At 71.6% G+C, this 21,688-nt stretch carries 18 protein-coding genes and 1 riboswitch; of the genes, 8 read left to right on the top strand and 10 right to left on the bottom strand.

The features are described 5' to 3' along the window. Window positions 1-5: 5 nt before the first annotated feature. From KBY32_RS10320 to recQ, 3 genes are all read left to right on the top strand, one after another. Window positions 6-1,577, top strand: coding sequence for an NADH-quinone oxidoreductase subunit M (locus KBY32_RS10320; protein ID WP_210979686.1), 1,572 nt, complete (start codon window positions 6-8; stop codon window positions 1,575-1,577). Then, complete coding sequence (nuoN, locus tag KBY32_RS10315; protein WP_210979685.1) at window positions 1,574-3,223, top strand: NADH-quinone oxidoreductase subunit NuoN; 1,650 nt, start codon at window positions 1,574-1,576, stop codon at window positions 3,221-3,223. The genes KBY32_RS10320 and nuoN overlap by 4 nt, the downstream gene beginning before the upstream one ends. A 152-nt stretch (window positions 3,224-3,375) precedes the next feature. Further along, on the top strand, window positions 3,376-5,445 hold the full coding sequence (recQ, locus tag KBY32_RS10310; RefSeq protein WP_210979684.1) for a DNA helicase RecQ: 2,070 nt from the start codon (window positions 3,376-3,378) through the stop codon (window positions 5,443-5,445). 7 nt (window positions 5,446-5,452) lie between these two features. Here the strand turns inward: recQ and KBY32_RS10305 are convergent, their stop codons facing one another. Both KBY32_RS10305 and fahA read right to left on the bottom strand, forming a co-directional pair. Continuing rightward, window positions 5,453-6,391, bottom strand: coding sequence for a M56 family metallopeptidase (locus KBY32_RS10305; RefSeq protein ID WP_210979683.1), 939 nt, complete (start codon window positions 6,389-6,391; stop codon window positions 5,453-5,455). 198 nt (window positions 6,392-6,589) lie between these two features. Beyond that, window positions 6,590-7,810: a fumarylacetoacetase gene (gene fahA, locus KBY32_RS10300; RefSeq protein ID WP_210979682.1), complete on the bottom strand. Its 1,221-nt coding sequence runs from the start codon at window positions 7,808-7,810 to the stop codon at window positions 6,590-6,592. 367 nt (window positions 7,811-8,177) lie between these two features. Between fahA and KBY32_RS10295 the strand changes: the two genes are divergently transcribed. Further along, entirely contained in the window at window positions 8,178-9,008 is an 831-nt protein-coding gene (locus tag KBY32_RS10295) for an HAD family hydrolase (protein WP_210979681.1), read from the top strand. Between the two features lie 64 nt (window positions 9,009-9,072). Here the strand turns inward: KBY32_RS10295 and KBY32_RS10290 are convergent, their stop codons facing one another. Beyond that, a complete protein-coding gene (locus KBY32_RS10290; protein ID WP_210979680.1) occupies window positions 9,073-9,807 on the bottom strand; it encodes a transglycosylase SLT domain-containing protein in 735 nt (244 codons plus the stop codon). Window positions 9,808-9,814: 7 nt separating this feature from the next. Further along, a riboswitch (cyclic di-AMP (ydaO/yuaA leader) is annotated at window positions 9,815-9,991 on the bottom strand. A 752-nt stretch (window positions 9,992-10,743) separates the two neighbouring features. Here KBY32_RS10290 and KBY32_RS10285 point away from each other — a divergent pair. Further along, window positions 10,744-11,754 carry a polyprenyl synthetase family protein gene (locus KBY32_RS10285; RefSeq protein ID WP_210979679.1) on the top strand — a complete coding sequence of 337 codons (1,011 nt, stop codon included), beginning with the start codon at window positions 10,744-10,746 and terminating at the stop codon, window positions 11,752-11,754. A gap of 290 nt (window positions 11,755-12,044) precedes the next feature. Then, complete coding sequence (locus KBY32_RS10280) at window positions 12,045-13,316, top strand: outer membrane lipoprotein carrier protein LolA (protein WP_210979678.1); 1,272 nt, start codon at window positions 12,045-12,047, stop codon at window positions 13,314-13,316. Between the two features lie 69 nt (window positions 13,317-13,385). Here KBY32_RS10280 and KBY32_RS10275 read toward each other — a convergent pair whose 3' ends face one another. Genes KBY32_RS10275 through KBY32_RS10265 form a run of 3 tightly spaced genes read right to left on the bottom strand, consistent with a single transcriptional unit; the run spans window position 13,386 to window position 15,825 of the window. After that, window positions 13,386-13,976, bottom strand: coding sequence for a flavodoxin family protein (locus tag KBY32_RS10275; RefSeq protein ID WP_055622598.1), 591 nt, complete (start codon window positions 13,974-13,976; stop codon window positions 13,386-13,388). A 43-nt stretch (window positions 13,977-14,019) separates the two neighbouring features. Then, on the bottom strand, window positions 14,020-15,285 hold the full coding sequence (locus tag KBY32_RS10270) for an amidase (protein WP_210979677.1): 1,266 nt from the start codon (window positions 15,283-15,285) through the stop codon (window positions 14,020-14,022). A 3-nt stretch (window positions 15,286-15,288) separates the two neighbouring features. Continuing rightward, window positions 15,289-15,825, bottom strand: a complete 537-nt coding sequence (locus KBY32_RS10265) for a DUF6668 family protein (RefSeq protein ID WP_210979676.1) — start codon at window positions 15,823-15,825, stop codon at window positions 15,289-15,291. Window positions 15,826-16,078: 253 nt separating this feature from the next. Between KBY32_RS10265 and KBY32_RS10260 the strand changes: the two genes are divergently transcribed. After that, entirely contained in the window at window positions 16,079-17,383 is a 1,305-nt protein-coding gene (locus KBY32_RS10260) for a tetratricopeptide repeat protein (protein WP_210979675.1), read from the top strand. A 63-nt stretch (window positions 17,384-17,446) separates the two neighbouring features. Here KBY32_RS10260 and KBY32_RS10255 read toward each other — a convergent pair whose 3' ends face one another. The 4 genes from KBY32_RS10255 to KBY32_RS10240 all read right to left on the bottom strand — a co-directional run bounded on the left by KBY32_RS10255 (window position 17,447) and on the right by KBY32_RS10240 (window position 21,155). Next, a complete protein-coding gene (locus KBY32_RS10255; protein ID WP_210979674.1) occupies window positions 17,447-18,394 on the bottom strand; it encodes a M28 family metallopeptidase in 948 nt (315 codons plus the stop codon). Between the two features lie 219 nt (window positions 18,395-18,613). Beyond that, complete coding sequence (locus KBY32_RS10250) at window positions 18,614-19,090, bottom strand: VOC family protein (protein WP_210979673.1); 477 nt, start codon at window positions 19,088-19,090, stop codon at window positions 18,614-18,616. Window positions 19,091-19,184: 94 nt separating this feature from the next. After that, window positions 19,185-20,093, bottom strand: a complete 909-nt coding sequence (rarD, locus tag KBY32_RS10245; protein ID WP_247689288.1) for an EamA family transporter RarD — start codon at window positions 20,091-20,093, stop codon at window positions 19,185-19,187. Between the two features lie 207 nt (window positions 20,094-20,300). Further along, window positions 20,301-21,155: an SDR family oxidoreductase gene (locus tag KBY32_RS10240; RefSeq protein WP_210979671.1), complete on the bottom strand. Its 855-nt coding sequence runs from the start codon at window positions 21,153-21,155 to the stop codon at window positions 20,301-20,303. 140 nt (window positions 21,156-21,295) lie between these two features. On the opposite strand from KBY32_RS10240, the gene KBY32_RS10235 reads away from it, so the two are divergent. Next, on the top strand, window positions 21,296-21,685 hold the full coding sequence (locus KBY32_RS10235; RefSeq protein WP_234350879.1) for a helix-turn-helix domain-containing protein: 390 nt from the start codon (window positions 21,296-21,298) through the stop codon (window positions 21,683-21,685). Window positions 21,686-21,688: the final 3 nt, after the last annotated feature.

Raw genomic sequence — 21,688 nt, 5'->3', positions numbered from 1 at the left:
TACCGATGTCCTTTCCCCTGCTGACAGCCACGGCGGCGCTCCCGGCGATCGGGGCGATCGCCACGGCCGCCGTGCCGGCCGCCCGGCGCACCGCCGCCAAATGGCTGGCGCTGTTCTTCTCCCTCGGCACACTCGCCCTCGCGATCGCCGTCCTGGTCCGGTTCGACCCGGACGGCGACCGCTACCAGCTCACCGAATCGCACTCCTGGATCGCCGACTTCGGGGTCCGCTACGAACTCGGCGTGGACGGCATCGGGGTGGCGCTCGTCGCGCTGACGGCGCTGCTGATCCCGTTCATCGTCCTCGCGGGCTGGCACGACGCCGATCCGCTGGAGACGGGCAGCCGGAGGTGGCGACCGACGCAGGGCTTCTTCGCCCTGATCCTGGCCGTCGAGGCGATGGTGATCCTCTCCTTCGAGGCCACCGACGTCTTCCTCTTCTACATCTTCTTCGAAGCCATGCTCATCCCGATGTACTTCCTCATCGGCGGCTTCGGGGACCGTGCCCACGAGCACGGCGAGAAGGTCGCGTCGACGCAGCGGTCCTACGCCGCGGTGAAGTTCCTGCTCTACAACCTGGTCGGCGGACTGATCATGCTGGCCGCGGTGATCGGCCTGTACGTCGTCGCCGGGAACTTCAGCCTCCAGGAGATCGCCGAGGCCCGCGCCGACGGCTCGCTGGACATGGCGACGAACACCGAACGCTGGCTGTTCCTCGGCTTCTTCTTCGCCTTCGCGGTGAAGGCGCCGCTGTGGCCGCTGCACACCTGGCTGCCCAACGCGATGCAGGAGGCCACCGCCCCGGTCGCCGTCCTCATCACGGCGGTCGTCGACAAGGTCGGCACCTTCGCGATGCTCCGCTTCTGCCTCCAGCTCTTCCCGGAGGCCAGCAAGTGGGCCACGCCCGCCATCCTGGTGCTGGCGCTGATCAGCATCGTCTACGGGGCGCTGCTCGCGGTCGGCCAGCGGGACATCAAGCGCCTGATCGCCTACGCGTCGATCTCGCACTTCGGCTTCATCATCATGGGCATCTTCGCGATGACCAGTCAGGGCCAGTCCGGGGCGACGCTCTACATGGTCAACCACGGCATCTCGACGGCCGCGCTGATGCTGGTCGCCGGATTCCTGATCTCCCGGCGCGGCTCGCGGCTCATCGCGGACTACGGCGGGGTGCAGAAGGTCGCCCCGGTGCTCGCCGGCACCTTCCTGATCGGTGGCCTCGCGACACTGTCGCTGCCGGGTCTCGCGCCGTTCGTCAGCGAGTTCCTGGTCCTGGTCGGCACGTTCACGCGGTACCCGGCGATCGGCATCATCGCCACCTTCGGCATCGTGCTCGCCGCGCTCTACACCCTCGTCCTCTACCAGCGGACGATGACGGGCCCGGTGAAGCCGGAGGTCTCCGCGATGCCGGACCTCAGGGTGCGCGAGATCGCGGTCGTCGCGCCGCTGATCGTCCTGCTGGTCTTCCTGGGCGTCTACCCGAAGCCCGTCACGGACATCGTGAACCCGGCGGTCAAGCAGACCTTGTCCGACGTTGAGAAGAAGGACCCCCAGCCCGAGGTGGAGGCGGCCAAGTGAGCGCATCAGCCGTCCACAGCCTGTGGACAACCGCGGCCGACCCGATCTCGAAGATCGACACGCCGAAGATCGAGTACGCACAGCTCTCGCCCACCCTGATCGTCGTCGGCGCGGCGATCGTCGGGGTGCTGATCGAGGCCGTCGTCCCGCGCAAGTCCCGTTACTACGCGCAGGTGTTCGTCGCCGTCGTGGCGCTCATCGCGTCCTTCGCGGCGGTCGTCGCGCTGGCCGCCGGCGGGTACGCCACGACCAAGTCGGGCATCGCCGCGATGGGCGCGATCGCCGTCGACGGACCCGCACTGTTCCTGCAGGGCACGATCCTGCTGACCGCCATCGTCGGCCTGTTCACCTTCGCCGAGCGCCGGCTCGACCCCGCGGCGCACGGCAACCGCGTCGACTCCTTCGCCGCCCAGGCCGCTTCCGTGCCGGGCAGCGACAGCGAGAAGGCCGCCGTGAAGGCCGGGTTCACCACCACCGAGGTGTTCCCGCTGCTGATGTTCGCCGTCGCGGGCATGCTGATCTTCCCGTCGGCCAACGACCTGCTGACGCTGTTCATCGCGCTGGAGGTCTTCTCCCTCCCGCTGTACCTGATGTGCGCGCTGGCCCGCCGCAAGCGGCTCATGTCGCAGGAGGCCGCGGTCAAGTACTTCCTGCTGGGAGCCTTCGCGTCCGCGTTCACCCTGTTCGGCATCGCCCTGCTCTACGGCTACGCGGGCTCCGTGTCGTACGGCACGATCGCGCGGGTCGTCGACGGCACCGTCGCGGAGGTCACCCCGGCCCTCGCGAACACCATGGGCAACGACGCGCTGCTGCTCGTCGGCGCCGCGCTGATCGTCATGGGCCTGCTCTTCAAGGTGGGCGCGGTGCCGTTCCACATGTGGACCCCGGACGTCTACCAGGGCGCCCCGACGCCGGTCACCGGCTTCATGGCCGCGGCGACGAAGGTGGCCGCGTTCGGCGCGCTGCTGCGCATCCTGTACGTCGTGCTGCCCGGGCTGCGCTGGGACTGGCGGCCGGTCATGTGGGCCGTGGCGATCGTCACCATGCTGGGCGGCGCGATCATCGCGATCACCCAGACCGACATCAAGCGGCTGCTGGCGTACTCGTCGATCGCGCACGCCGGGTTCATCCTGGCCGGTGTCATCGCGACCACGCCGGACGGGGTGTCGTCCGTCCTCTTCTACCTGGGCGCCTACTCGTTCGTGACGATCGGCGCGTTCGCGGTGGTGACGCTGGTGCGCGACGCCGGCGGCGAGGCGACGCACCTGTCGAAGTGGGCCGGTCTGGGCCGCCGCTCGCCGCTGGTCGCGGCGGTCTTCGCGGTGTTCCTTCTGGCCTTCGCCGGTATCCCGCTGACCTCCGGGTTCGCCGGGAAGTTCGCCGTGTTCAAGGCGGCGGCCGAGGGCGGGGCGGCCCCGCTGGTCGTGGTCGGTGTGATCTCGTCCGCGATCGCCGCGTTCTTCTACATCCGGGTCATCGTGCTGATGTTCTTCAGCGAGCCGAGGCCCGAGGGACCGACGGTCGCGGTGCCGTCCCCGCTGACGATGACGGCGATCGGCGTCGGCGTGGCGGTCACCCTGGTCCTCGGCGTGGCGCCCCAGTACTTCCTGGACCTGGCGAGCCAGGCGGGCGTCTTCGTGCGCTGACCGAGCCTTGCGCGCACGGCCCGGCTTCCCCGCGAGGGAGCCGGGCCGTTCCCGTTCCCAAGGGGTGAGCCTGTGGATAACCCGGGGGGCTGTCGGTGCGGACCCCTATCGTGGAGGCAGTGGTCGAGGGACGACGGGCGGGGGACACGGCGATGGGTGCGACGGGCGTGATCAGCGAGATGCCAGCGGTGACCGAGGCGGACCGGACAGGCGACAGCGAGGCGCTGGCGGCGCTCCACCGCGTCTTCGGATACGACTCCTTCCGGGGTGAGCAGGAAGCCGTCATCGACCATGTCGTGGCCGGCGGCGACGCGGTCGTGCTCATGCCGACCGGCGGCGGCAAGTCCCTCTGCTACCAGATCCCCTCCCTGGTCAGACCGGGCACGGGTGTGGTCGTCTCCCCGCTGATCGCCCTCATGCAGGACCAGGTGGACGCGCTGCGGGCGCTCGGCGTGCGCGCCGGGTTCATCAACTCCACGCAGGACTTCGACGAGCGCCGGGTGATGGAGGCGCAGTACGCGGCCGGGGAGCTCGACCTGCTCTACCTCGCCCCCGAGCGCCTGCGGCTCGACGCGACGCTGGACCTGCTCTCCCGCGGCAAGATCTCGGTGTTCGCCATCGACGAGGCGCACTGCGTCTCGCAGTGGGGCCATGACTTCCGCCCCGACTACCTCTCCCTGTCCCTGCTGGGCGAGCGCTGGCCGGACGTGCCCCGGATCGCGCTGACGGCCACCGCCACCCGGGCCACCCACCAGGAGATCACCCAGCGGCTGGGCATGCCGGACGCCCGGCACTTCGTCGCCAGCTTCGACCGGCCCAACATCCAGTACCGGATCGTGCCGAAGGCCGACCCGAAGAAGCAGCTGCTGAGCTTCCTGCGCGAGGAGCACACCGGCGACGCGGGCATCGTGTACTGCCTGTCCCGGAAGTCGGTCGAGGCGACCGCCGAGTTCCTCTCACGCAACGGCATCGAGGCGGTCCCGTACCACGCGGGCCTCGACGCGGCGACGCGCGCGGCCCACCAGTCCCGGTTCCTGCGCGAGGAGGGCCTGGTCGTCGTGGCGACCATCGCCTTCGGCATGGGCATCGACAAGCCGGACGTACGGTTCGTCGCCCACCTCGACCTGCCCAAGTCCGTCGAGGGCTACTACCAGGAGACCGGCCGCGCCGGGCGTGACGGCCTGCCCTCCACGGCCTGGATGGCCTACGGCCTCAACGACGTCATCCAGCAGCGCAAGATGATCCAGCTGGGCGAGGGCGACGAGGCGTTCCGGCGCCGGGCGGCCGCCCATCTGGACTCGATGCTGGCGCTGTGCGAGACGGTCCAGTGCCGGCGCGGCCAGCTGCTCGCCTACTTCGGCCAGGACCCCGAGGCGGGCGCCTGCGGGAACTGCGACACGTGTCTGACGCCGCCCGAGACCTGGGACGGCACCGTGGCCGCGCAGAAGGTGCTGTCGGCGATCGTGCGACTGCAGCGCGAGCGCGGGCAGAAGTTCGGCGCGCTGCAGATCGTCGACATCCTGCTGGGCCGGCGCACCGCCAAGGTGATCCAGTTCGACCACGACCAGCTCTCCGTGTTCGGCATCGGCGAGGAGCTGACCGAGGGCGAGTGGCGGGGCGTCATCCGCCAGCTGCTGGCCCAGGGCCTGCTCGCCGTCGAGGGGGAGTACGGCACGCTGGTGCTGACCGAGGACAGCGGCTCGGTGCTGCGGCGGGAGCGGGAGGTGCCGCTGCGCAAGGAGCCGAAGAAGCCGGCGTCCACGCGCTCGGGCTCCGGTTCCGGACGCGGCGACCGCAAGGCCAAGAGCCCCGCCGCCGAGCTGCCGCAGGAGCTGGTGCCGGCCTTCGAGGCCCTGCGCGCCTGGCGCGCCGAACAGGCGAAGGAACAGGGCGTCCCGGCGTACGTCATCTTCCACGACGCCACGCTCCGCGAGATCGCCACGGTGTGGCCCACCTCGGTGGCCGAGCTGGGCGGGATCAGCGGCGTCGGTGAGAAGAAGCGGGCGACGTACGGGGAAGGGGTGGTCGAGGTGCTGGCGGGACTGACGGCGCCGGGAGCCGCCGAGGCCGCCCCGCAGTCCGCTCCGGCTTCCGCTCCGGCTTCCGCTCCGGCTTCCGCTCCGGATTCCGCATCGGACTCCGCACCGCGGTCCGTGGACCGACCCGCAGCGGACGACTTCGACTGGGCGCAGGAGGAGCCGGAGCCCGACGGCTGGGAGTGAGCCCCGGCTAGGACAGGGTGAGGAGCCCTGGCGCGAAGGTGATCAGCAGGGGGACCAGCGGGACCAGGGCCGCCAGGGTCGTGGTCAGCGCGCGGTCGCGGCGGCCCAGGCGCGGGGGCGGCTGCAGCAGACGGTCGACGCGTTCGCCCAGCAGCCGGTGGGTGGAGGCGCAGGACAGCACGCCCCGGTGCTGGTTGAGCTCGATCAGGGCGAGGGCCGTCGTCAGATGGCCGCAGCGGCGGGACGCCGTGTCGTCGGCGGCCAGTTCGACCAGGCGGTGCGTCTGGTCGCAGAAGTGGGCGAACAACGGGACGCGGGGGAAGCCGGTGGCGAGCGCGGTGGAGAGGTGCAGCAGCCAGTCGTGGTGGGCGCGGGCGTGGCCCCGCTCATGGGTGAGGACGGCGTCGAGCTGGTGGTCCGTGAGGCGGTGCAGGGTGCCGGTGGTCACGATCAGCTGCGGTGGGCTGCCCGGCATCCACCAGGCGTCCGGGTACTCGTCCTCCAGCACCAGCAGCGGGCCGCGGGTGGAGCCGAGGCCGGCCGGCAGGTCGGGGGCGCGTTCGCGGAGCTGGGCCCGGGCGCGGCCGCGCCGCCGGCGCGCCTCGACCAGCTCGCGTCCCAGCATCGCGGTCGTCCAGGCCGCCCCGCACGCCAGCAGAAGGGTGAGGAGCGCGGACCAGGCCGGCGCCGCGGAGAGGTCGTACGCCTCCGTCACGGACGGCGGCGCCGGGGCGAACAACTGGGCCCGTGCGGTGCCGAAGACGGCGGCCGTACCGAGGGCGAGCGCCGTGAGGCAGCACAGCAGGACGGTGGCGACGAGGCACTGCCACACCCACAGCGCGACCACGGGGTCCCGTTCCGGCCAGGCGGCCCGGGTCAGCGCACGCGGGACGGGAATGGCGGCCGTCAGGCCGACGATGCTCAGCAGGAGCAGGCAGACGGTCATGCCGGAGGCTCCGGATCCTGGTGAAGGAAGGTGCGCGGACGACGGTGCGGGGCGGTGGGCCGCGATCGCCCCGAGGGACGCGCTTCCCACCGCCAGCCAGTATGACGGTGAGCCCGGCGGGAGTCAGCGGGAAAGAGCCGACGGAGCCACGGTCGTGACCGACTCGACAGGCTCACCCGCTCACTCGGTGACCGTGCCTCAGCCGGCCACGATCCGGCCGGTGACCTCGCCCAGGCCCACCCGCACGCCACCCGGCCCGGGCGCCCACGCCGACAGGGTGACCACATCGCCGTCCTCGAGGAACGTCCGCTTGCCGTCCGGGAGTTCCAGCGGGTCGCGGCCGTTCCAGGTCAGCTCCAGGAGGGAGCCGCGCTCGCGCTCCGTGGGGCCGCTGACCGTGCCGGAGCCGTACAGGTCACCGGTGCGCAGGGAGGCGCCGTTCACCGTCATATGGGCGAGTTGCTGGGCGCCCGTCCAGTACATGGTGGAGAAGGGGGGCTCGGAGATCACATGGCCGTTGACGGTCACGGTGATCCGCAGGTCGTAGCCGCCGGGCTCGGCCTCGTCGCCGGAGTCGTCGAGGTACGGCAGCAGGGGGTGCGTGCGCTCGGGCGGTGCCGTCCTGGCCTCGTCCAGGGCGTCCAGCGGGGTGATCCAGGCCGACACCGACGTGGCGAAGGACTTGCCGAGGAACGGGCCCAGGGGGACGTACTCCCACGCCTGGATGTCGCGTGCCGACCAGTCGTTGAGCAGGCACAGACCGAAGACGTGCTCACGGAAGTCGCGGAGCGGCACCGGGGTGCCCATCGCGGACGGCTTGCCCACGACGAAGCCCACCTCGGCCTCGATGTCCAGACGGACGGACGGGCCGAAGACCGGCGCCGGGTCGCTGGGGGCCTTGCGCTGACCGGAAGGGCGGACGACGTCCGTGCCGGAGACGACCACCGTGCCGGAGCGACCGTGATAGCCGATCGGCAGATGCTTCCAGTTGGGGGTGAGGGAGTCCTCGGCGTCCGGGCGGAAGATCTGGCCGACGTTCCGGGCGTGGTTCTCGGAGGCGTAGAAGTCGACGTAGTCCGCGACGTCGAACGGAAGGTGCAGCGTCACGGAGGAGAGCGGGTGGAACAGGTCCGCGACCACCTCCTGGTGCGCCGGCACCGTCACCCAGGCGGTCAGCGCCCGCCGGACGTCCGACCAGGTGGTGCGGCCCGCGGCGAGCAGCGGGTTCAGCGACTCCTGGGCGAGCAGCGGGGCGTACGGCGAGCCGAGGGCCTGGGCCGCGCGGCCCGCGTCGAGGACGTGGTCGCCGAGCCGGACGCCCACCCGGCGCGCGGAGTCCGTGCCCGGGAGGGAGAAGACGCCGTACGGCAGGTTGTGCGCGCCGAAGGGGTCGCCCTCGGGGAGATCGAAGGGGGGCATGGGGTGCTGCCTCACTCTCATACGCTCCGTAAGCCATGTGGTCGGGCCCACGTTACGGGTGAGGTGGCTGTCTTGGGCAGGGTGAATATGCCGGGGACGCCGGGGAGGGCGATCGGCTCCGTCCCAGGTCGCCGGGGCCGGCCGTGGTGTCGCACGCGTGGTCACAAAGGAAACGGCCCCAACTCGCCCCACCGTAACGCCGACAGGAAGTTCGGAAAGATCTCGTGGGGGCGAAATCGCCATAAACGGGCGTTGGTTGTGCGCGCATGGACACAACTGGGACCGGAACGAGTGTCAACTCATGTGAACCGAGCAGCCGTCCGGTTCAGGTCGAGTCGATGGGCCTTCCTGTCCGTATTCTCTGATCATGGCCGCACCGATCGCATATTCACTCATCGCCACTGACCTGGACGGGACCCTTCTCCGAGGTGACGACACGCTCTCCGACCGGTCCCTCGCGGCCCTCGCGCAGGCGGCGGTGGCCGGTGCCCAGCACCTGGTGGTGACGGGACGCCCGGCGCCCAGGGTGCGGCCCCTCCTGGATTTGCTGGGCAGCAGGGGACTGGCGGTGTGCGGGCAGGGCGCGCAGCTCTACGACGTCGGCCGGAACCGTCTGCTGTGGTCCATCACCCTGGAGCGGGACCTGGCGGAGACCGCGCTCGGCAAGATCGAGGCCGAGGTCGGGCAGGTGTACGCGGCGGTCGACCAGGACGGCGTCGACGGGCTCACGCTCATCGAACCGGGGTATCTGATGCCGCACCCCACCCTGCCGGCCGTGCGGGTGCGGCACCGCGACGACCTGTGGTGCGAGCCGATCAGCAAGGTGCTGCTGCGCCACCCGACGCTGAGCGACGACGAGTTGGCGGCGACGGCCCGCGCGGTGGTGGGTTCGCTGGCGACGGTCACCATGTCGGGGCCGGGCACCGTCGAACTCCAGCCATGCGGCATCACCAAGGCGACCGGCCTCGCGCTCGCCGCCGAGCACCTCGGTCTGGGCCCGCACGAGACGATCGCCTTCGGGGACATGCCCAACGACATCCCCATGTTCGACTGGGCGGCCCACGGGGTGGCGATGGCCAACGCGCACCCGGAGCTCAAGGCGGTCGCGGACGAGATCACCTTGTCCAACGAGGACGACGGCATCGCCGTCGTCCTCGAGAGACTGTTCGCCTGCAGCCTGGCCGAGTTCCCCTACTAGACCTGTCGGACAGGGGAGGCGCCCGGCGGAACGTGGGGCCGGAACGCGGGCCGGAACGTGGGGCCTAGTAGGGGCCGTTCACGTTGTCGATCGAGCCGTAGCGCGCGGCCGCGTAGTTGCACGCGGCCGTGATGTTCGCGACCGGGTCGAACGGGTCGTACGCGGTGCCCGCCACGTGGTACGTCGCGAAGGTCGGGTCGATGACCTGGAGCAGGCCCTTGGACGGGGTGCCCGCGACGGCGTTGGAGTCCCAGTTGTTGATGGCGGCCGGGTTGCCCGAGGACTCCCGCATGATGTTGCGGTGGATGCCCTCGTAGCTTCCGGGGATCCCCTTCTGCGCCATGATGTCCAGCGCCTCGCGGATCCAGCCGTCGAGGTTGTTCGCGTAGGTCTTCGCGGAGGCCTGGGTGGCCTGGGCGACGGCGGACTTCTTGACGGGGGCGGACGCGGTGTTCGCCTTCGCCGGCGTGGCCTTCTTCGTGGCGCGGACCTTCAGGTCGACACCCGGGTGGATCAGCCGCGGGTTGTCGCCGATGGCCTTGCGGTTGTCCTTGTAGAGCTGACGCCAGCCGCCCTGGGCGTCGTAGCGGTCGGCGATCCCGTAGAGGGTGTCGCCCTTCTTGGTGGTGTAGCTGACCGAGCCGGTCTTGGCCACGGTGGAGACCTTGGCGGGCTCGGCGGCGCTCGCGGTGGTGGCGCCCAGCAGGGGGAGCGCGAGGGCGGCGGTACCGGTGCCGGCGGCGATGACGCGGCGGGCGAGCGGGCTGGTACGGGTGCGGCGGTGCTTGCCTCGGGACATGGCGCTGTTCGTTCCTCTCCGGCGCCTGCGAGGTGAGCTGTCGGGTTCGGGCGGGAGATGCCCGGTCGTGCCGTCGTGCGACGACGCGACTTCACCCCTAGCCGGACCGGGCCGCCATCAAGGCGTCCGATACGGCGACTTACCTGGGTCCCCCGCTCCTGCCGTGCGTGAGTGCGTAGGTGGATGACTCGGGCGGCGGCAGGATTCGGCGTCCGCCCGACAGAGCGGGAACGTATGCGAGAGCACATGTCGGGAACAAGTGCCGCAGACACCTGACGTGCTAGTTGACCATGGTCTGGGGTGTATGGGGTACTTGATCCTTTGCGGTTGCCAACGCTCAACTCGCTTTTGCCGTAAGGCGACGAAGGGCTCCGGCGGGAAGGGGTGAGGGGCGGTGCCGCGTGACCCAACTCACGGCGATCACAACAACGGCAAATCGGGCAATGGCTCCAACTCCCCGTTTATTGCCTGCCCGTCGGACGGGTGTCGCCAGCTCGCCTATCTGTCCCTTGAGTTCGGAAAGTCCGTTTTGTGGACGCGTCGGGGAACCTCGCATGCCGTGCGCGTCGTTGAGTGGGTGTCGGGCGCGGGGGTGTGCGGGTGCCGAGTGGCCGGACAGGTGGAGGTGGCGGAGAGGGCGTCTCCGGGGCGGGCCGGGGTAGACGGGCTGCCGTAGGGAGCGGGTCCGTGATCGGCGATACGGAGTGGCGGGTGCCGGTGCGACTACACACAGTGACATGCCGATAAATCGATGAATCTCCACCCTTATCAGGTGATCGAAAAACATACCGACCGTGAACCGATGTCGCCCGTGGTGGACGGGTGGGCGGCATCGGTGATCGAAACGTGACCGGATACGCTGACTTGAGTGATGGCAGCGACCTATCGACAAACCGTGTAACCAGCCGAAAGACACCAGCAGACAGGAGACCCCTCGTGACCGTCGTCGGGCCGTTCGGGCTGAGCGTGCGGGACCAGGCTCTGGAAGCCGATGTCCAGGCCGGATTGGCGGCTGTCGAGGAGGGACTGCTCGAAGCCACCAAGAGTGAGGTCCCCTTCATCACCGAGGCCGCCCAGCACCTGGTGCGGGCGGGCGGGAAGCGCTTCAGGCCGCTGCTGGTGATGCTCGCCGCGCGCTTCGGGGACCCGTATGCCCCGGGGATCGTGCCGTCGGCCGTGGTGGTGGAGCTGACGCATCTGGCGACGCTGTACCACGACGACGTGATGGACGAGGCCGAGGTCCGGCGTGGGGTGGACAGCGCGAACACCCGCTGGGGGAACTCCGTCGCCGTCCTGACCGGCGACTTCCTCTTCGCGCGCGCCTCGCACATCCTGGCCGACCTCGGGCCGGAGGCGGTGCGGGTGCAGGCCGAGGCGTTCGAGCGGCTGGTCACCGGGCAGATCCTGGAGACGGCCGGGCCGCAGGACGGCCGGGACCCCGTGGAGCACTACCTCGACGTGCTGAGCGGCAAGACCGGCTCGCTGGTCGCGGTGTCCTGCCGCTTCGGGGCGATGATGTCGGGCGCCGACGAGACCATGGTCGACGTGCTCACGCAGTACGGCGAGCGGCTCGGGGTCGCCTTCCAGCTGGCGGACGACGTCCTGGACATCGCGAGCGACTCCCACGAGTCCGGCAAGACGCCCGGCACCGATCTGCGCGAGGGCATCCCGACGCTGCCGGTGCTGCGGCTGCGCGAGCGCGCGGAGCGCCTGGGCCTGCCGGAGGACATCGCCCTGTGCGAGCTGCTGGACTCCGATCTCAGTGACGACGACCGGCTCGCGGAGGCGCTGGCCGCCCTGCGGGAGCACCCGGCGCTGGAGCAGGCGCGCCGGGACACCGTCCGCTACGCGGAGGACGCGCGTGCCGCGCTGGCGCCGCTGCCGGAGAACGACGCGAAGGCCGCGCTGATGGAGCTGTGCGACGCCGTGGTGCACCGCGCCGGCTGAGGCGCTCGGCCCTCCACCCCGCCGCACCCTTCGCAACGTCCACCCCTCGACCCCTACGGGTCGGGGGACGTCCACCCCTCCGGCGTCATACCGCAGGTGTACGCGGAGTTGGCTCCGCAGGTTGACGAAACTCCCTGCCCGATTTGGTCAGATGGACATCACGGAAACCCCAGTCCTCACCGGTTCGGGTGAGAATGGCGGCCTCAGGGGTGGACGGATGCCGGGTCGGGAGACCCACGGGCGCGAAGACGGAACGGACGGCCGCCGCCGACGACGGAGGTAGGGCACACATGGCACCGTACGAAGTCGACGACAGTACGACCGCGGGGGAGGGCGACGACTCGCGTGCGGGCCGGCGCAGGGCCGCACGGTACGTCGTCCCGGTCACGGTGGTGGGGATCGCCGCGGCGACGATCGGGCTCGTCCCGGCGCTCGCCGACGCCGGGGACCCGGACCTGCCGGAGATCACCGCGCAGCAACTGATCGAGAAGATCGCCGAGTCGGACGTCCAGCAGCTGTCCGGCACCTTCAAGATCACGACGGATCTGGGGCTGCCCGACCTCGGCGGCCTGGAGTCGAGCCTCACCTCGGGCATCACGGGATCGGGATCGGGCGACGGTTCGTCCGCCGACCCGTCGGCCAGGCTGACCGAGCTGGCCTCCGGCACGCACACGCTGCGCGTCGCCGTCGACGGCGAGGACCGGCAGAAGCTGTCCCTGGTGGACGGCGGCTCCGAGTACAGCCTCATCCACAACGGCAAGGACGTCTGGGGCTACGACAGCAAGTCCGACGAGGTCTTCCACGGCACCGCCGACGACGCGGAGCGGAAGGGCGAAGGCAAGGGTGAGGGCAGGCCCGACGAGGGCGCCGCCACCCCCAAGGGGCTCACCGAGGAGGCGCTGAAGGCGGTCGACGACACGACGTCGGTCACCGTCGACGGCACCGCGCACGTCGCCGGCCGGGACGCCTACCGGCTGCTCATCAAGCCGAAGCAGTCGGGCACCACGGTCGGCGCGATCACCGTGGCGGTGGACGCGAAGACCGGGCTGCCGCTGAAGTTCACGCTGACCCCCGCGAGCGGTGGCGCCGCCGTGGTCGACGCCGGCTTCACGCAGGTCAGCTTCGCCAAGCCCGCCGCCTCCACCTTCGACTTCACCCCGCCCAAGGGCGCGAAGGTCACCGAGGAGGGCGAGTCGGCCGGGGGCGAGGCCGACGCCCGCAAGGACTTCGAGAAGGAGCTGGAGAAGGGCTTCGGCTCCAAGGCGCCCGCGCCCGGTCACTCCGGCAAGGGGGCCGAGGGCGGTCCCGAGATCATCGGCGAGGGCTGGAACACGGTGGCGGTCTTCGACACCGGCGGCACCGGCGTTTCGTCGGGGTCCGAGGTCGGCGGCGACCTGGGCGGGTTCCTCGACTCGCTGGGCGACAAGGCCAGCGGGAAGTTCGGCTCGGGCACGGTCTTCTCGACGCGCCTGATCAACGCCCTGATCACCGACGACGGCAAGGTCTACGTCGGCGCGGTCGACAAGGCCACGCTGGTGAAGGCGGCCGACTCGGCCAAGTAGCTCCGCGAAGTGGGACGACTGCGGCCCGGCCCCCCGTGGGTCGGGCCGCAGTCGTACCCGGTGCAGCGGTCAGGCGGCCCGGTCCTCGTACGGGAAGCGCGCGAGCGGCGCGTCCTGGGCGAAGAAGGTCTTCGCCCGGCTCAGCGCCTCCTCATCCCGCAGTACGTCACCGGGCTTGCTGCCGTTGCCGAGCAGCACCCCGCCGAACCGCATCCCCATGTACGCGGCCGAGTTGTTGAGGGTGCCGATCAGCGGATCGGCGACCACCTGCTCGTCGTGGGCGAGTGCGGTGACGCCCCAGAGGGTGCGCCCGGCCAAGGTGGCCTTGAAGTCGAGGCCGGGGGTGCGCAGCCAGCCCGACCAGTGGTCGAGGTAGCGCTTGACGTGCGCGGACACCGCGTACCAGTACAGCGGCGAGACGATCACGACGTCCGTGGCCGCAAGCGTGGCGTCCAGCAGGAGTGCGACGTTCCCCTCCGTCGGCCGCACATGGTCGCTGTCGTGGCGCAGATCCTCGAAGTCGGGCAACGGGTGGGCCGCGAGGTCGATCCACTGCTGTTCCACGCCCTCGGGCAGCTGCTCGGCGGCGCGGCGGGCCAGCAGTTCGGTGTTGCCGTCCGGACGGCTGCTGCCGAGGACGAACAGGAAGCGGCGGGTCATCGGTCCCCCAGGTGATGGTGCACGGCGATTAAGTGCCCCTGCATTATATGCGTGTGCATGTAGCTGCCGTCCAGGGACCCAGAACGCCCTCGGCCGCCTCCGCCACCGCGAGCAGCGACGCCTCCCGGCCGTGCGCCGCCACCAGGTGCAGCCCCACCGGGCAGCCGTCCGGCCCGAATCCGGCCGGAATGCTGATCGCCGGATGCCCGCTCAGGTTGAACGCCCAGGTGAGCGCGGTGGAGTACCGGTCGCCTGGACCCTCGTGGCCGTGCGGCGGGGTGGGGGCCGTCGGCGTCAGAAGCAGGCGGGTGCGGTCGAAGAGGGCGGCGAGGCGACGGTCGTTGACGGCCCGGATGTGCACGGTGGCCATGGGGGAGGGGTCCGCCTCGGGACTGCGCAGGGCGAGCCACGCCGGGGCCGGATCCTCGAGCCGGAAGGGGTGTTCCGTGTCCGCGAGCCGGAAGGGGTGCTCCGAATCCAAGAGCCGGACGACACCGGCCTCGGCGAGCCGCACGGTGGCCGCGTGCGCCACCGCCACGACCTCCGGATCGGGAGAGGCGAAACCCAGGTCGGGGGACCAGAGGGCGGTGGGTGCGGCCGGCTCGGGTGGGATGGCCGGCTCGGGCGTGCGGGGGCGCGTGTCGCCCGCCATCACGCCCCAGTACGCCGCCGCGTCGGCCACGCGCCGGGTGAGTACCCCTGGCGCCATGAGCCCCGTGGGATCCGCGGTGGGGAAACGGCCGTTCGTCACCTTCAGGCCGACGACTCCGCACCACGCGGCCGGAATCCGTACCGACCCGGCGCCGTCGTTCCCCGTGGCGAGCGGCACCAGCCCCGCCCCGACCGCCGCCGCCGAACCGGCCGACGAGCCGCCCGGCGTCCGGTCGCGCCGCCAGGGATTGACCGTACGGCCGTACCGTCCCGCACCCCAGGTCTGCCACGGGGTCCCCGGCCCTGGTACCGACGTAGCGCCGACCGGCACGCATCCCGCCGCGAGCAAGGGGCCCGCCGTACGCAGTCCGTGGCGGCCCTTCACCCCGATCGGGACCCCGGCCAGCGGCAGGTGTTCGCCCGCGTCGATCCGGGCGTCCACCTCGCGGGCGCACTCCAGTGCCCGTTCGTCCCACACCTCGGCGAAGGCGGACAGGGCACGGTCGAGGCGCTCGATCCGGTCGAGGGCGTCCGTGGTCACGTCCACCGCGCGCACGGTCCCCGCCCGGACGGCCGAGGCGATCGACACCGCCGAACGAGCCGAGATCGGGGGCTGGGAGCCGGGCTCCTCGGATGTGGTGGGGCTGCGGTCCGGCATGGGTCAGCGCCCGTGGCCGGTCAACCGCGCCAGCGCCTCCGTCTGCCGAGGCGGCTGGGCCGGAGGGCCGGGCGGATCGCCGAGCCGCCAGTCCGGCACCCACGGCACCCGGTACACGTCGATCACCGCTTCGAGTGCACTGACGCGGTCGGCGAGGGGGCGCGGCAGCCGGCCCGGAGCGTCCGCGACCAGCACGACGCCTTCGAGGTCCAGCCCCTGCGGAGCCGCCCCGCGCCGGAAGAGGTCGAGGGCGCCGGGCACGGTGGCCAGCCCGGACGCGTGGGTCCGCGCGACCAGCAGCACCGAGCGCGGGTCGTGCGGGCCGGGCCAGTTGCGCCCGCAGTCCTGGCCGCCGTACACCGTCGCGAGGGTCGTGACGCCCGCCCCGCCGTGCAGGCCGATCCAGGAGAAGCGCCGGGGGGTGCCGGGAGCGGGCGGGGGCGGGGGCGGCGGGTCGTCGGGAAGGGGGACCGGTCCGCGCAGCCAGATCTCCGGGCCCCGGCCGGACGGCCCCTGCTGTTCCCGCATGTCGGTGCGCATGCCCGCGCTCCTCCCTCGTCACGCCATGATCCCGGTGTGGGGGAGGCATGAGAACGCCGTGGCGTGGCACAAGCTCCTGGAACGAGTCTGTGACGTCCTGGTGACGCCCGCGCCGCCCGCGGCCGGAGAGACTCGACAGTACGCGTACGGCGTGTCCGGCGTTAACGACGTGTTCGACGTCGCGGCGTCACCGACGTCCACGATGTGTCCGACCTGAACGACCGCCTGCCCGGCGCATGCGAGTGAGGAAGCGATGTCTCGTCTCAGCCGCGCGATGAAGCGGGAACAGAAACGCGCCGCGTCCGCCGAGGGATCCGCGGCGCAGGCGCCGATCGACGTACGCGTCCCGGTCGCCGGGCCCGGCGCGTCGATCGGCGGGGTGCCCGTCACCGCGGCGCCGGGCGAGGAGATCCAGCGGGCCGTGCTGACCCATCTGCACCGGATCGCCGTGGCCGCCGGGCATCCGGTGCACGCGATGGTCCACGACGAGCGCATCGGGTACGTCGTGCCGCTGTGCGTGGAGCAGGACGGTTCCAGCCGCTACACCGCCGAGCCGTTGCGCACGGAACCCGCACACGTACCCGACACGCCGGGTGTGCCGGTGCCGCCCGCCTCTTCCGTCGTGGAGCCCGAGGAGGACCGGGCCACGCGGGTCCTCCGGCCGCGGAGGGCACCCGAGCCGGACGCGCCGCCCACGTTCCGGCTGCGTACGGTGTCCCGCCGGACGGATGGCGCGGCTCCCGGCACGGTCGCGGCCCCGCTGGGGGAGTTCGGGCCGCCGCCGGTCATGGACGGCTACGGGGCTGCCCCCGACGCCGGGTCCACGGATGCCCCGGCGCCGGACGCCCGGACTTCGGACGCCCCGGCCTCGGACGCCCGGGTTTCGGACGCCCCGGCTCCGGACGTACGCGCCTCGGACGTACGCGTGGCGCCGGAGCCGCGACCGCTCCCGACGGCATCCGCCGTACCGGACCCGGAGTCGCTTCCGGTCTCGGCCCCCGAGCCCGCGCCGCCCCGAGGCTTCGACGCCGTCGCCGAGAGCGTGCTCGACGACGACGCGCAGCCGCAGCCCGGTGCCGCCGCCGACGTCTCGCCGTTCGCCGGGCCGATGGCGCGGGTCCATGACGCCGTGCGCGCGGGGCGGACCGCCGAGGCGGCCGAGCTGGTGGGGCGGGCCGTGGCCGAGGCTGCCGCCCTGATGGGCGTCGACCACCCCGAAGTGCTCCGGATGCGCGAACTCGACGCCTACATCGCCTACTTGGCGGGCGAACCGGAAAGCGCCTTCGCGCTGGCCCTCGACGTGGCGTGGGCGTACCGCCGGACCGGTGACGCGGAGGCGTCGTACAGCAGCCTCCAGGGCGCGGCCACGGCCTGGCGGGCCGTCCGGGACCCGGCCCTGGGGCAGGAGCTCGGCCGGAACCTCCTCGGCCTGTGGAACGACCTCGTCGCCGAGGGCGTACCGACCGCCGAGGAGGCCGAGGAACTGGAGTCGGCCCGGGCCCGTATGGACCGGCTCGCGGCACGGGCCGCCCGGGCCGACGGAGCGACGGGCGCCTGATCGCGACGGGCGCTCGTCGTTACGGGCGCCTGATATTCACCGGCGCCTGTCGCTCACGAGTTCCTATTCGGACAGCTCCCACACCGCGTGGGCGAGGGCGTCGCTGTTGCGGTCGAGTGCGGTGTCGTTGATGTTGGACGTCGTGTCGCAGGACGAGTGGTAGCAGCGGTCGAAGGCCTGCCCCGCCGTGCCGCCCCACTTGGCCGCCTGTGCGGAGGTCTTCGCACGGCTCGCCCCGGTGAACAGCCCGCCCACCGGCACGCCCGCGCTCTTGAAGGGCGCGTGGTCGGAGCGTCCGTCGCCCTCGGTCTCGATCTCCGTCGCGACGCCGAGACCGGCGAAGTAGTCCTTGAAGGTCTTCTCGATCGTGGGGTCGTCGTCGTAGACGAAGTACCCGGCGTTCCGGGAGCCGATCATGTCGAAGTTCAGATAGCCGGTGATCTTCGCGCGGTTGGCGCTGGACAGGTTGTTGACGTAGTAGCGGGAGCCGACGAGCCCCAGCTCCTCCGCGCCCCACCAGGCGAACCGCAGATGCTTCGCCGGCCGGTGGGCGGCCCGGGACACGGCGAGCGCGGTCTCCAGGACCGCCGCCGAGCCGGAGCCGTTGTCGTTGATGCCGGGCCCCGAGGTGACGCCGTCGAGGTGGGAGCCGGCCATGAGGACCTGGTCGGGGTCGCCGCCGGGCCAGTCGGCGATGAGGTTGTAGCCGGTGCGGCCGGACGACGTGAACTGCTGGATGGTCGTCGTGTAGCCGGCGGCGTCCAGCTTGGCCTTCACATAGTCGAGGGACGCCTTGAAGCCGGGGCGGCCGTGGGCGCGGTTGCCGCCGTTGGCCGTGGCGATGGACTGGAACTGGCTGAGGTGCGCCTTCACGTTCGCGAGCGGGATGTCGGGCGCGGCGGCGAGGGGCTGGGCCCCCGGTGACGCGCCTGCTATGGATCCGCCGGTGAGCAGGAGGGCGACCGCGACGGCACCAGCCGCCGTCGCGCGCCCGGAGACGGAGAGCTTCATGTGGGGGGCTCCCGAAGTCCAGGGGGATCCTGTGGGATGGCCACAGGGGATCCGGGTGAATGGGGTGACTGGATGGTCAGGCGGAATCTGACTTTCCGTCAAGAGCGCAGTCCGGACACGGCGTTCACCCGGCGATGCGCGTTCACCCGGCGCGCGGCAGCAGCCTTTGCCGATATGGCGTGCAGCTCAGTGCACGCAGAACTCGTTACGGCGTGCAGCTCAGTGCACGCAGAACTCGTTCCCCTCCGGGTCCGTCATCGTCACCCACTCGCCGGCCGGTTCGCTCACCCGCCGCAGGACGTCCGCCCCCAGCTTCTCCAGCCGCTCCACCTCGGCCTCGCGCGCTCCGGACGCCGTGTGGACGTCCAGGTGCAGCCGGTTCTTCACGGTCTTGGGCTCCGGCACCCGCTGGAACAGCACCCGCCGCCCCAGACCGGTCCCGCTGTCCTCGTCGTACGGGTCGTCCGGATGCCGTACGGCCACCAGGTCCCGGAACGCGAGCCGGCCGTGGAACTCGACGGTGGCCTCCCGGGGCAGGGCGCCCAGTTCCAGGAGCCGTTCGATGAGCGCGTTGTTGTCCTCGGCCTCGTAGTGCAGCGCGGCCGCCCAGAAGTCGGCCTGGGCCTGCGGGTCGGCGCAGTCGACGACGACCTTCCAGTGCAGCGGGGCGGGGCGGCTCGCGGGTTCCTGAGTCATGCACCACTTGTAGGGGGCGGGTGTTCGGGGCGCAACGGGAATCGCCAGTCGGCGTAATCCGGCCGCAGATCCGGGATTTCTGGGACCGCCGGTGTCAGGCGTCCACGGCCGCCGAAGCCGACGAGGCCGGCTTCTCCGCCGTGCGCGGTGCGGCGGCGATCGCGGCGGCGACCCTGGCCCGCCGCGCGGCACGCCACGCGTCCGCCGTGAGCAGCGTCAGCGCCAGCCACACCAGCGCGAACCCGGCCCACCGCTCGGCCGGCATGGCCTCGTGGAAGTACAGGATGCCGAGCAGGAACTGGAACACCGGCGCCAGGTACTGCAGCAGGCCCAGCGTCGACAGCGGCACGCGGATCGCCGCCGCGCCGAAGCAGACGAGCGGCAGCGCGGTCACGATGCCGGTGGCCGCGAGCAGCGCCATGTGCCCGGCGCCCTCGGTCGCGAACGTCGACTCGCCCTGCGCCGACAGCCACACCAGATAGCCCACGGCGGGCAGGAACTGGATCGCGGTCTCCGCGGCCAGCGACTCCACCCCGCCGAGGTTGACCTTCTTCTTCACGAGCCCGTACGTGGCGAAGGAGAACGCGAGGGTGAGGGAGATCCACGGCGGCCGGCCGTAGCCGACCGTGAGGACGACGACCGCGGCGAAGCCGATCCCGACCGCCGCCCACTGCACGGGCCGCAGCCGCTCCTTCAGGAGCAGCACGCCCATGGCGATGGTGACGAGCGGATTGATGAAGTACCCGAGCGACGCCTCGACCACATGGCCCGAGTTCACGGACCAGATGTAGACGCCCCAGTTCACGGTGATCACCGCCGCCGCCACCGCGACCAGCGCCAGCCGCCGGGGCTGCCGCAGCAGCTCACCCGCCCAGGCCCAGCGCCGGACGAAGACCAGCGCGACGGCCACGAACACCAGGGACCACGCCATCCGGTGGGCGAGGATCTCGACCGCGCCGGCCGGCTTGAGCAGCGGCCAGAAGAGGGGGACCAGCCCCCACATGCCGTACGCCGCGAATCCGTTCAGCAGGCCTATGTGCCGCTCGCCCCTGGATTTCCGGGTCACGGCCCCTCCTTCACGCTCTCACCCCGGTCGCGCGGCCGCTGCCACGAACCCGATCGAAGGTAACGCCGAAGACCCCCGCCTGTCATGTCCGTATCGCCATACGGTCATGACAGGCGGGGGTGCGCCCGAGGGGCGGGACCGGGCTCAGCCCTTGAGCGCGGCGGCGATCGCGTCGGCGAGCGGAGTGGTCGGGCGGCCCGCCAGCCGGGACAGGTCACCGCTGTCGATGACCAGCTCTCCCTTGGCGATCGAGGTGTCCACGCCCGCCAGGACCGCGGCGAACGGCTCGGGGACCCCCGCACCGGCCAGGATCCCGGTCAGCGTCTCGGCGGAGACGGGGTTCTCGGCGATCTCCCGGCCGGTCTGCCGGCTCAGCTCCGCCGCGTACTCGCCGAAGCTCCAGGCGACGTCGCCCCCCAGCTCGTACGTCGTGTTCTCGTGCCCCTCGCCGGTCAGTACGGCGACGGCGGCCGCCGCGTAGTCGGCGCGGGCGGCGGAGGAGACCCGGCCGTCACCGGCGGCGTGCGTGACGGCGCCGTGCTCCAGCACCGGGGCGAGGTTCTCGGTGTAGTTCTCGTGGTACCAGCCGTTGCGCAGCAGCACATACGGCACACCCGACGCGAGCAGCGCCTCCTCGGTGGCCCGGTGGTCGTCGGCGAGGGCGGCGGTCAGCGAGCCGGGGGCGCTGGTGTACGCGAGGAGGGCGACACCGGCGGTCTTCGCGGCCTCGATGACCGTGCGGTGCTGGGCGACCCGGGCGCCGCCGACCTCGCTGCCGGAGATGAGGAGCACCTTGTCGCCGGCGGCGAACAGCCCGTCGAAGGTCTCCGGCGCGTCGTAGTCGGCGACGGCGATCCGTACGCCGCGTGCGGCGAGGTCGGCCGCCTTCTCCGGGGTGCGGACGACGGCGGTGACCTGGTCGGCCGGGACCTTCTCCAGCAGCTGCTCCACGACATGGCGGCCCAGGTTCCCGGTGGCTCCGGTGACGACGATGCTCATGATCAGAACTCCTTGTGGGGTGCGGTGTCACTCACCCTAGGACCGGCACTAACTGTTGGAAAGTACCCACTTTGAAGTAAGGTACGGGCATGGCAGTAAGTACCGTCTCAACCGTACCCGGCACCCCGGGTGCGTCCCGCATGGCGCCCGGCACGTACACGGCCGGCGAGGAGATGTGCCCGTACCGCCTGGTCCTGGAGCATGTGACCAGCCGCTGGGGCGTCCTCGTCCTGATGGAACTCCTCGACCGCCCGTACCGCTTCAGTGAGCTGCGCCGGACGATCGGGCGGGTCAGCGAGAAGATGCTGACCCAGACGCTCCAGACCCTGGAGCGCGACGGCCTGGTCCACCGCGACGCCAAACCGGTGATCCCGCCGAGGGTCGACTACTCCCTGACCGACCTGGGCCGCGAGGCCGCCGAGCAGGTGCGCGCCCTCGCCCTGTGGACCGAGCGCCGGATGGACGACGTGCAGCGGGCGCGCGAGGCGTACGACAGCCGTAAGAACGACGCGACGGCGACACAGGGCTGACCG

The organism is Streptomyces sp. RK62 (assembly GCF_018070255.1).
In the GTDB taxonomy this organism is placed as follows: Bacteria; Actinomycetota; Actinomycetes; order Streptomycetales; family Streptomycetaceae; genus Streptomyces; species Streptomyces nigra.
Note: the sequence above shows the minus strand (reverse complement) of the source record. Positions and strands in the feature narration are given on the sequence as shown.